The 11323-nt window shown below is 47.6% G+C and carries 8 protein-coding genes; 6 read left to right on the top strand and 2 right to left on the bottom strand.

The annotated features are described in order from the left end of the window. Positions 1-148 precede the first annotated feature (148 nt). The 6 genes from ACUVJL_RS20110 to ACUVJL_RS20085 all read left to right on the top strand — a co-directional run bounded on the left by ACUVJL_RS20110 (position 149) and on the right by ACUVJL_RS20085 (position 7537). Positions 149-2227, top strand: coding sequence for a GAF domain-containing sensor histidine kinase (locus ACUVJL_RS20110; protein ID WP_445247453.1), 2079 nt, complete (start codon positions 149-151; stop codon positions 2225-2227). 210 nt (positions 2228-2437) lie between these two features. Continuing rightward, positions 2438-2833: a response regulator gene (locus ACUVJL_RS20105; protein ID WP_445247452.1), complete on the top strand. Its 396-nt coding sequence runs from the start codon at positions 2438-2440 to the stop codon at positions 2831-2833. After that, complete coding sequence (locus ACUVJL_RS20100; RefSeq protein ID WP_445247451.1) at positions 2830-4176, top strand: response regulator; 1347 nt, start codon at positions 2830-2832, stop codon at positions 4174-4176. The genes ACUVJL_RS20105 and ACUVJL_RS20100 overlap by 4 nt, the downstream gene beginning before the upstream one ends. Before the next feature lie 343 nt (positions 4177-4519). Beyond that, on the top strand, positions 4520-5758 hold the full coding sequence (gene trpB, locus ACUVJL_RS20095; RefSeq protein WP_445247450.1) for a tryptophan synthase subunit beta: 1239 nt from the start codon (positions 4520-4522) through the stop codon (positions 5756-5758). 272 nt (positions 5759-6030) lie between these two features. Beyond that, entirely contained in the window at positions 6031-6540 is a 510-nt protein-coding gene (locus ACUVJL_RS20090; protein WP_445247449.1) for a CAP domain-containing protein, read from the top strand. A gap of 364 nt (positions 6541-6904) precedes the next feature. After that, on the top strand, positions 6905-7537 hold the full coding sequence (locus ACUVJL_RS20085) for a ribonuclease D (protein WP_445247448.1): 633 nt from the start codon (positions 6905-6907) through the stop codon (positions 7535-7537). 302 nt (positions 7538-7839) lie between these two features. Here ACUVJL_RS20085 and ACUVJL_RS20080 read toward each other — a convergent pair whose 3' ends face one another. Both ACUVJL_RS20080 and ACUVJL_RS20075 read right to left on the bottom strand, forming a co-directional pair. Further along, complete coding sequence (locus tag ACUVJL_RS20080) at positions 7840-8898, bottom strand: hypothetical protein (protein WP_445247447.1); 1059 nt, start codon at positions 8896-8898, stop codon at positions 7840-7842. A 605-nt stretch (positions 8899-9503) separates the two neighbouring features. Beyond that, complete coding sequence (locus ACUVJL_RS20075) at positions 9504-10631, bottom strand: HetZ-related protein 2 (protein WP_445247446.1); 1128 nt, start codon at positions 10629-10631, stop codon at positions 9504-9506. Positions 10632-11323: the final 692 nt, after the last annotated feature.

The following is an 11323-nucleotide window of genomic DNA, read 5'->3' as shown; positions in this document are numbered from 1 at the left end:
TTGACAAATGGGCATGATATAATTTTGGTATCATTTAATTGTTTTTGGGTAAGAAGCTTTCTTACCCTATCTTTTTTCATGCTATTTGTCTAGAGTGCCCTCCCTGTCTGCTCTTCAGGCGACCTGTCGCCCCGTCAGGGTCGAGGATTTGGAAGCAAAATACCTGCAGTTACTGCCCAAATCATCTGCCACCAGAAGCATTACCTCTACCTCTACGACAACTATCAAGTCCACAAGTGGTAGTCAGTCAGGTGAAGCGTTAGATTTCGCCAGCGTCATGAAAGCCTCTCAAGCGATTTCCGGTGAGATTGTGCTGGATAAGTTACTTGCCAGCTTGATGAAGATTCTCATCGAGAATGCTGGGGCGCAAACAGGTTTTCTCATTTTGTGTTCTCAGTCTCAGACAGGGAACGAGGTAGGAGAATGGGCGATCGAAGCCTCTGGGGAGGTGGATGCCGATCGCATCACCGTATTGCAGTCAATCCCCATTCACAACCACTTATCCGCATCGATCGTCAACTATGTTGCCCGTACAAGAGAAACAGTTGTCAAGAACGATGCGGCAAATCAAGGCAAATTTACACTTGACCCATACATCAAAGCGAATAAAACCAAATCTATCTTATGTGCGCCGCTGATTAATCAAGGTCAACTGGGCGGCATTGTCTATCTGGAAAATAATCTCACCACAGAAGCCTTTACCCCCGACAGATTGGAAATTATCCAACTATTATCGGGGCAAGCGGCGATCGCGATCGCCAATGCCAAACTCTACGCCGAAGTTAAAGAAAGCGAAGGACGGTTGACTCAATTCCTAGAAGCAATGCCCGTGGGTGTCGCTATCCACTCACCCACAGGACAACTCCACTATGCCAACCAGACAGCACAACAGTTACTCGGCCTCAACACAGCACCAGAATCCAAAACCGAGCAAATAGCCAAAGCATATCAAATTTATCGTGCCGGCACCCAGGATTTGTACCCCACTGACCAACTGCCGATCGTGCGTTCCCTAGCGGGTGAAACAGCCAAAGCTGACGATTTAGAACTTCACCAACCAGATAAGATACTTCCCTTAGAAGTTTCCACGACGCCAATTTTTGATGATACAGGCAAGATTGCATACGCGATCGCCGCTTTCTTCGACATCAGCGATCGCAAACAGGCTCAGAAAATTCTCGAAAACTACAACCGAACTTTAGAACATCAAGTTGCCGATCGCACTCGGGAATTGAAAAACACCCTCGACACTCTCCAAGCCACTCAAAACGAGCTAATTCAATCGGAAAAAATGGCTGCCCTCGGACAACTGGTGGCCGGGGTAGCCCATGAAATTAACACGCCTTTGGGAGCAATTCGCGCCGCGATCGGCAACACGGATAAAGCCTTAGAAGCCTCGTTGTTTCAACTGCCCCAACTGTTGCCCCAACTCACCGAGCAACAGCAAGCCGACTTTTTCAGCGTCCTCAAACAAGCTCTGAGCAGTCAATCCAGCCTCAGTACCCGCGAAAAACGCCAAATTAAACGCACGCTGACTCAACAGCTTGAATCCCATCACATTGCCAATGCCAAACAACTGGCTCACCTGCTAACAGAAGGAGGAATACATCAGAGTTTTGACTCTCAACTATCCCTGCTGCAAACGCCCCAAGCCCACCAAATCGTACAAATTGCCTACGATATTGCCCGCCTGCAAGCCAACAGCCAAAACATTAACAACGCCGTCGAACGAGCTTCAAAAATAGTCTTCGCCCTCAAGAGCTACGCTCGTTACGACCACACTGGGGAAAAACGATCGATCCAGATTACTGACAACATTGAAAACGTGCTCGAATTGTATCACAATTATCTAAAGAAAGGTGTTGAGGTCACTCGTCACTATCAACCCGTTCCAGAGATTCCTTGCTATCCCGACGAACTCGTGCAAGTGTGGACAAACTTAATTCACAATTCAGTTCAAGCTATGGATGGCAAAGGGACGCTGGAAATCGGCGTGCATCAGAAAGAGCGAAATATTGTAGTAGAAGTCACAGACTCTGGTTGTGGGATTTCTCCAGATATTCAAGAGCGAATTTTTCAACCTTTCTTCACTACCAAACCAGCAGGAGAAGGGAGCGGTTTAGGGCTGGATATTGTCATAAAAATCGTGGAAAAACATCAGGGAACAATTACTTTTGCATCTGTCTGTGGCAAAACTACCTTCACGGTGACGCTGCCTATGCGGTAATATAGATGACAAAATCAATCATTTTTTTAAGCTCGTCTTTGACGGGCATTTCATATCATATCCGGTCGAGTGACCGTAACAAAAGAGGTTTGTAGTGAGGAATGCGCCTCCGCATTTTGCTCAAATCCGTAACAAAGGACTGAAGTCCTTACTACAAACATATAATAGTTAGATGACCGGACATGAACTCAATTCGATAACCATAAAAATATGACTGAAGTAGCAATTCTCTGTGTTGATGATGAAATAGTTATCCTAGAAGTTCTTCAAAAGCAAATTAGCCGTCACTTTGGCGAGCAATTTTTGTATGAAGCTGCCGAAAGTGGTGAGGAAGCTCTAGAAATTATTGAAGAGCTAACTGACGGGGGAGTCAAGATTCTTGTAATTGTCTCTGATTGGTTGATGCCCGGAATGCGGGGAGACGAGTTTTTAGTTCAAGTCCACCAGCAATTCGGCGATCTTACAAAGATTCTGTTAACCGGACAAGCCGATGGGGAAGCTATTGAACGAGCCAAGCGGGAAGCTAATCTGTACTGCTGCATTCATAAACCGTGGCGGCAAGAAGAGTTGCTCGAAACCATCACAACAGCCCTGAAATTAGGATGAACGAACTAGCAATTCTTGTGGTAGATGACGAACCGATGCTGTTGGAAGGTCTTGCTGAGGAATTACAAATAAACTTCGGTCAAGATTACCAGATTGAAGCGGCCCAAAGCGGTGAAGAAGCCCTAGAACTTATCGAAGAACTGCAAGCAGAAGGTATCGAAACTGCTGCGGTTGTTTCTGACTATCTGATGCCGGGAATGAAAGGCGACGAACTCCTCTGTCAGATTCATTCCCAATATCCCAATGTATTGAAGATTATGCTCACCGGTCAATCCGCAGCAGATGCAGTGGGCCATGCTGTGAATTCAGCTAATCTCTACCGTTATATTGCCAAACCCTGGGATGCTACGGATCTCCATCTGACGGTTAAAGAAGCTCTCAGCAAGTATTGGCGAATCAAAAAACTCGAAGAACAGAATGCTCAACTGCGGGAAAATGAACGTCGCCTGACTCAGATTTTAGAAGCAATGCCCATTGGTGTTACAGTTCACGATAATGCGGGAAAAATAACTTATGCCAATCAGAAAGCCAAGGAATTACTCCAGCTAGACATTTTACCTGAAACCAAAATCGAGCAAAGTTCAAGGGATTTCAAAATTTATCAGGGGGGAACTGAGGAATTATATCCCGCACAGAAATCGCCGATCGTGCGCGCTTTAGCCGGGGAAACAGTTCGGGCTGAGGATATCGAAATTCATTACCCCGATCGGATCGTTCCTTTAGAAGTCTCGGCTACACCCATTCGGGATAAAAAAAGCAAAATTTCTCAGGCGATCGCGACTTTCCATGATATCACCGATCGCAAACAAGCTGAAGGCGAACGAGAACAGTTTACCCAAGAATTGTTCCAACTTAATGAAGCTTTTTCCCGATTTGTTCCGCGTCAATTTTTGCAATTTCTGGCTCGAAAAAATATCAACGAAATTAAACTGGGAGAATCTATAGAGAAAAAAATGTCAGTTTTGTTTGCCGATATCCGTGCTTTCACAACCCATTCGGAGCAAATGACCGCAGAAGATACGTTTAAGTTTATCAATGGCTATCTCCGGCGGATGGAACCTGCAATTATTGAAAATAGTGGTTTTATTGATAAATATATTGGTGATGAAATCATGGCACTGTTTGAAGTGAGTGCCGATAGTGCGGTGAATGCAGGGGTGACTATGTTGAAAATCCTCGCTGAATACAACCTCAGCCGACAACTACTCGACCGCCAACCCATAGAAATTGGCATTGGCATCAATACAGGAAATTTGAGGCTAGGAACAGTAGGCGGTAACTTTCGCATCGATACCACCGTCATTGGCGATGCAGTTAATCTCGGTTCGCGCCTCCAACAGTAGACCTCTTGCAAAAGTCCTTTTCATCAATTGATGGGACGGGCAAGATGCCCATCCCACAAGAAAAAATAACTCTTGTGGGATGGGCATCTTGCCCGTCCTAGTTATTTTTGCAAGAGGTCTAATGTGTCCAGAGGCTATTTGCGAGGGGGTGGAAAATTGTCAAGACAAACAGCGCCAATCCCCGAAAAAAATCGCTTAAACCCTTGCCCAGCAACATATCAAGGGGGTTAACGACCGAATCGACATTTCAGCGATTTGCCTACCCCCTGGCGAGATCACCCGATCGCCCACAGCCCCATCGACTCGATATAATGAAATCTGTCCCATTATCCGCACAAAGTTCGTGACAGTCACACCCCTGCATCTCACCACCGAAACCAGCACTCAACGCCCCGACTCCCTCGGCAGATTCGGCAAATTCGGCGGCAAATACGTCCCCGAAACCCTGATGCCGGCTTTATTTGAACTAGAAGCCGCTTTCCACAAATACAGCAGCGAACCGGAATTTCAACAGCAACTCCAACAATTACTCAAAGATTATGTCGGCCGCCCCAGCCCTTTGTATTTTGCCGAACGCCTCACCGAGCACTATGCTAAAGCAGACGGAACTGGCCCGCAAATTTACCTCAAACGCGAAGATTTAAACCACACCGGAGCTCACAAAATTAACAACGCTTTAGCTCAAGCATTGCTGGCAAAACGCATGGGCAAAAAGCGGGTAATTGCTGAAACTGGTGCCGGTCAACACGGCGTTGCTACCGCCACAGTTTGCGCTCGTTTCGGTATAGAATGCATTGTCTACATGGGCGTTCACGACATGGAAAGACAGGCTTTAAATGTGTTTAGAATGCGGCTGATGGGTGCCGAAGTGCGGCCGGTGGCGGCGGGTACGGGAACGCTGAAAGATGCGACTTCGGAAGCGATTCGCGACTGGGTGACAAACGTGGAGACAACTCATTACATTCTCGGTTCCGTAGCGGGCCCGCATCCTTACCCGATGATGGTGCGCGATTTCCATGCGATAATCGGTCAAGAAACCCGCGCTCAGTGTCAAGAAAAGTGGGGTGGTTTGCCGGATATTTTATTAGCTTGCGTTGGCGGCGGTTCTAATGCAATGGGCCTTTTTCACGAGTTTGTCGGGGAAGAAACTATCAGATTGATTGGTATTGAAGCGGCGGGCGAAGGTGTGGATACCCAGAAACACGCTGCTACTTTGACTAAAGGAAGTGTGGGTGTTCTGCACGGGGCCATGAGTTATTTGCTGCAAGATAATGAAGGTCAAGTGATTGAGCCACATTCGATTAGTGCGGGTTTGGATTATCCGGGCGTGGGGCCGGAACACAGTTATTTGAAGGATGCAGGTCGAGCTGAATATTATAGCGTAACTGATGCAGAAGCGCTGGAAGCATTTCAGCGGCTTTCGCAGTTGGAGGGGATTATTCCGGCTTTGGAAACTGCTCACGCGATCGCCTATTTAGAGACTCTATGCCCTCAGCTAACAGGCAATCCGCGCATTGTGCTTAACTGTTCGGGACGCGGCGACAAAGATGTGAACACTGTGGCGAAGGTTCTGGATATCTAGTTGCGCGGAATGTGGGGATCTCGCTCTGTAGGAATTAGTAACAATTAATTGGTGTCAACTTAAGACTAAAATCCTTTGTCTCTCTCGTTTGTATCGAAGTCTAGATCCCCCCTCGCCTCCCTTAATAAGGGAACCCGAAGCGCTCTTTCGTCCCCCTTATTAAGGGGGCTAGGGGGGATCGAGAGGCTGATCGTCAGACGGTATATTCATATTACTTTTGGCATTAAGTTGACACTAATGGTAACAATTAACTTTATTTTTCGTTTGATTTCATGTCCAAAGGTTTAATTTTGACGTGCGTGGGATTGTTAACAATCATGCTGCCAAAGTGTGGCACGTTCATGCCTGCGCGATCGCTGCCGGAAACTTCCATGAATACTAATGTTGCTTCGAGTGCTATTACTGACTTAGAAAAAGCGGTTAACCAACAGATAAATCAATACCGAGTATCTAAAAAGTTGCCGCCGCTGAGTGTCGATCCGCGAATCACTCAGATAGCAAGAATTCACAGCGAAAATATGGCTAACGGTAAAGTACGTTTCAGCCACGATGGATTTGAAGGGCGGGCGAAAGCAATTACTATTCCTTATCAAAGTGTAGCTGAAAATGTTGCTTACAATATGGGCTACAGCGACCCGGTACGCAAGGCTGTTGATGGTTGGATTAAAAGTGAGGGCCACCGCAAGAATATGGAGGGTCAGTTTAATTTAACTGGAATTGGGATTGCTAAAAATGCCAAAGGCGAGTATTATTTTACTCAGCTTTTTGTTCGCACCTGGTAAGCTGAAGGAAGGCACGACAGGGCTCCGGACACGGAGATACGGATTAATTATCGAGTGTGAGGTATAGCCTTTCTCAGTAACATGAGGTGCTCATAGGGCATGGGGCATGGGGCATAGGGCATGGGGCATGGGGCATGGGGCATAGGGCATGGGGCATGGGGCATTGGGCATGGGGCATACCTCACCACGCGATCGAACGGCTATAGATGCTGAAGTCAGAAGTCAGAAGGAAGAGGGAAGAGGGAAGAGGGAAGAGGGAAGAGGGTAGTCAACAGTCAACAGTCAACAGTCAACAATTACTAATAATGGAATTTGCAGATTTTACAGTCAACAGTCAACAGTCAACAGTCAACAATTACTAATAATGGAATTTGCAGATTTTCAAGTGTGCGATCGCGATCTTCCCGATTCTCTCTTATCTTATTATTTGACAGCAGAGGCGATCGCCGTTGATACGGAAACAATGGGTTTGATGCCGTGGCGCGATCGGCTGTGCTTGGTGCAGTTGTGCAATCCCGAAGGTAAAGTTGCAGTGGTGCGGATTGCCAAAGGCCAGACAGCAGCACCGAATTTAAAGAAGTTAATGGAAGCGGAAAATATTGAGAAAGTATTTCATTTTGCGCGCTTTGATATGGCAACAATGCGTTACAATTTAAGTATTGACATTGCACCAGTTTTCTGCACAAAACTAGCTAGTAAACTTGCTAGAACTTATACCAACAGACACGGATTGAAAGAGTTAATTCTCGAACTGGAAAAGGTAGAATTAAATAAAACTTCTCAAAGTTCCGACTGGGGAAATGCGACTAATCTTTCTGACGATCAACTAAATTATGCTGCGAACGATGTCCGCTATTTGCTGAGCGCTAAACAAAAGTTGACTGCTATGTTGCAGCGAGAAGAACGCTGGGCAATTGCACAGCAATGTTTTCAGTGTTTGCCAGTTTTTGTGAGTTTGGATTTATTGCAGTACAATGATGTTTTTGAGCACGGTTGAGACTCGTGCAGTGAAAAACATCTCGCTCGGACTAGGCGATTGATATCATCTCCGATCGATTAACCATAATATTCCGGTCGGGGCGGGTTTTTGAGATGGGAGATTGTTGGCAGGTATTGTTGGCGAACCCTCCCCTACAAAAATCGCGGTCGCTCGACCGGAAACGATATGAAATCGCTACTACAAAAACTTTCGTCCGCATAGGCGGACGAATAAATAAAGAAGAAATATAGGAAGAAACCCGGTTTGAGAGGTAAGCGAGTCCGATCGCGAAAACTGTCATCTATTCCTAATTAGGGCTGCTAGGGATTGTGTTCGTGCATCAAAGCTTCAATTTGGTCGTCAAGATTTCTAATCACTTTTTCCAAAGCGGGCAAGCCCTCTAAAGGCACAGGAGAAAGCCGAGTTCGATCGCGAATTTCATTCACTTTCCGCTGCAATTCTTCGGCCAGTCGCAGCGCGTCCCGACTCAAATTAGACAACTGCTGCTGCTGGTAAAACCTCAAAGCTGCTCCCCGCAACACTTGCAGCGTGGCTTCTTCCTTGCCGTCCACCGCCATTACCCGCAAGCGCAACAGCAAATGAGTTTCTTGATATATGCGTTCAACTTCGACTTGTTTGGGCTGTTCCACCGGGCAAACAGGCATATCCGTCAGCCGCTTCAACTCGTCGATGACCTCTTGGAAAAGGACGATATCGATACCTTCGAGCACCGATTTCAAAACGCCGTCTTGACTCCAAAGAATGCGGCCTTGGGATTGGTTCCGCTCAAAAAACAAGCGGCCTATACCGTCTAGCAGCACTCTAGCGAGCAATTCTTGCAGCAGTTGCGGCGCGGGCAAAGTTGTCAAAACTTCGACTGGGCTTGACAAGTGCAAGGCCTCGACATTCAAAACCGATAGCTGTGTCGGCGTCGGGGAAACATCAGCGCCTGCAGGTTTAAACCGCTCACGAGCGGGCATCGAGGGTTCGGGCCTAGACAGCAGCGTTTCTGCTTTGGGGGGTGAAGTTGGTGGTGCGGGATTTGTGGGTGTTGGGGCTGCTGCGGTTTCTGTGTGGCTGGGTTCTGTAAGCTGGCTCCCGTGGAGCAAGTAAGCTGAGAGGATCGAGCGCTGAATTTCCGAGGCAATTGGCTCTGTTGTGACTGAGCAATTCATGTAAGCTAAAATCCGCTGCACGTAGTCCAAGGCGGAGTCATCTTCGGCATCGACTACGCCCAGTTTAAACTGATTACCTTCTAGAGATAAAGGCAAAACTTGATAGTAAAGGCAAGCTTCAAAGGGGACAACTGTGTCGATTAGTTGAAATATTCGATCGGAGTCCATGGTAGCTGCCGTGTCTGCTGAAGATGTATGTACCATTAGCTGCTCTGTAGTTGGAAGCGCGATCGAGCGCCACGCACCAACCTGATGCGATAAAATTTAACGCTGCAACTTTCCTGAGGAAGGAATTGGTCTCACAACCGGAAGCTTTTATTAAATAAAAAATCCTTAGTCCCTGAATTTTCTCCCTTCTGTATTGCAGCCTCAAATTCTACCAAAAGATTGAGAACTACATGATGACTGGCGCAGTCTAGACCAACTATCATCGATCGCACGAGATTGATTTCCGTGGCTGGCAACGACAGAATTATGTCTTTAATGCGCAAGTATTATAGATGCACCCCAACCGAGATTTACGGGCAACCGCTAAATTTAGGAGTGGTTAAAAAATCCTAAAAAGTCGATCGTGCTGCTAGTATCTTAGCCCAGAGAGTTGACTGCGATCGTCTTTGATCGCGATCGTCTTCGATCGCGCTACGATATCCCGATCGATCTAACCTGATTTGATACAATGGGCATCGCGCGGTTTTCCACGGGGAAACTCTGGGCACTCTGTGGCTGTTGGGGAATTGATTTGTAGCGCGGATTCTGAAAAATGCTACCGCCAAGTAACAATTAGCAATTGCCCGCCACCCATTACCAATCTACTTGTTGCGGAGCGATTGAGCTGCTAAATAGAGTTTGCTCCACTCGCCGATGACTTGATTGGTTTTCAGCTTTAATTCAGATGCGATGGTCTCTACAGTTTTCCCTGCTTTCAGCGATTCGAGCAACTGCCGCTGCACCGGCGTGAGGTCTTGTAAATATTGCTGCCACTGAGCAGGAGTCAAGCCCAAACTGTGTTCTTTGATCGAAGTTTCCAGCCAGCTAGCGACTAATTCCGGTGCTTGTTTGACCGCAAAAACCCGAATCGCGTGGTAACTGACTTTTTCTCGCAAGCGGTAAATTTGCTTGATTGGAACCTTCAACTCCTCGGCAATTGCCTCTTGGGAACGACCTTGCAGGTAAAGCTGCAGCCACCGGGAAGCCAGCGGATCGACTTGGCCGGCCAAGTAATTCTCAAATTCTTGTTGGACACTCTGCCGCTGAGTTTGCTGCTCTTCCCAAGCTTGATTTTCTCGATACTCGGACATAGCCTGTTCGTCTAACAGGCTGAGCGGTTCGTCTGTATCGTCGGGTAGAACCTGTTCCGACACGAGCCGCACCCAGTCTCCTGCAGGGACTTGCGTCAACCCGCCCCGCTGGGCACGCCGCAGGTAGTTGACAAAACGGTACACCAGCAGCGGCTGGTTGCGGATCGGCCGCAAGCAGTATTCTTCTGTGCTCGCTAGCAGCAAAGCATTTCGCAGGCGTCTGTCTGAGGTGCATTCGGCAATCCAGGCGACTTGCTGCTGCAGGTAGCGATCGGAATTGAGCATTTCCTGAATCACTTCTTGTAGTACCTCCACCGCACTGCGCTGTCTGTCGCGACTCAGGGAAACCCACGCTTGGATTTTTTGCCGCAGCACCACCAAACCGCCGAGCCGCCCGATCAAGTTGCGGTAAGCTTTTTCTGGCGGTACTCCCAGATACCGAGAAATCAAAATTCGATATAAAAAGTCGATCGCGCCGGAGGCGACGGTTAGTTGAGCCGGACTAAGAGTGTCAAATCTTTCTGGCCTGTCTCCCAACAGCCAGCGGACAACACTCTCGCGAGTGCTAGAACTCTCCTCCGGGCAATCTTGTTCAAGTCGTGACTTCCAATCTTGTGCCAGTCTTTCCGCCAAGGTCATCAGAAATATGGGTTAGAAACCCCGTCCTTTTAGGACGGCTTTACATTGAGTTAAAACTTTTGTGGGGTGGAGGGGTATGGTTGCCCCTCCGGCGAGGTATGGTTGCCTCAATCTCCTTTCGGAGTAGAAGAGACGACCTGCCAGGTCGTCTGTACTTCGCCAATGTTTAATGAGCTTGCGCCGGCCCAAAGCACTGTCGAGCGTGACATACCGAACTGTTTAACCTTCAGCGACAGAGCAAGGAACTAGCTACGCATTCCAGGGTGTCGTGACTCAAAAAACGTAGTCAGTTAAGACGATGGCCCTAGGGGAACGGCTTGTCAGATTTCTCTTTCAAGCCTCATGCCTTCAGGCTGAGGTTCCTGACGAGCTGTTGAGCTATTTGTCTTTCACCCCCGATTTTACGTGGTATGCTGATCATTTGAGTCTTTTTTGGATCTAATAGGACTTGCGCGTCGGTAAAATAATTCTGTCAGTAACCCCGGTCTAAAGACACGGGGCTTGCAAGAGAAATCTGACAAGCCGTACTGACCAGACTAAGGCTTAATTGTCTACGTTTTGAGAGTCACGACACCCTGTGGATGCGTAGCTAGTCCCCTGCTCTGTCCGGAGCAATTAAACAGTTCTAAGGTCACGCTCAACAGTGTTGCAGGTCTAACAAGCTCTCGAAACATTGTCGAAGTACAGACGAC

This window comes from Microcoleus sp. OTE_8_concoct_300 (assembly GCF_031383065.1).
Lineage (GTDB): Bacteria > Cyanobacteriota > Cyanobacteriia > Cyanobacteriales > Microcoleaceae > Microcoleus.
Note: the sequence above shows the minus strand (reverse complement) of the source record. Positions and strands in the feature narration are given on the sequence as shown.

Coding starts and splice junctions, on each gene's coding strand:
- ACUVJL_RS20090 (WP_445247449.1), top strand. CDS start 6,031: ATGTCCAAAGGTTTAATTTTGACGTGCGTGGGATTGTTAACAATCATG.
- ACUVJL_RS20085 (WP_445247448.1), top strand. CDS start 6,905: ATGGAATTTGCAGATTTTCAAGTGTGCGATCGCGATCTTCCCGATTCT.
- ACUVJL_RS20105 (WP_445247452.1), top strand. CDS start 2,438: ATGACTGAAGTAGCAATTCTCTGTGTTGATGATGAAATAGTTATCCTA.
- ACUVJL_RS20100 (WP_445247451.1), top strand. CDS start 2,830: ATGAACGAACTAGCAATTCTTGTGGTAGATGACGAACCGATGCTGTTG.
- ACUVJL_RS20075 (WP_445247446.1), bottom strand. CDS start 10,631: ATGACCTTGGCGGAAAGACTGGCACAAGATTGGAAGTCACGACTTGAA.
- ACUVJL_RS20080 (WP_445247447.1), bottom strand. CDS start 8,898: ATGGTACATACATCTTCAGCAGACACGGCAGCTACCATGGACTCCGAT.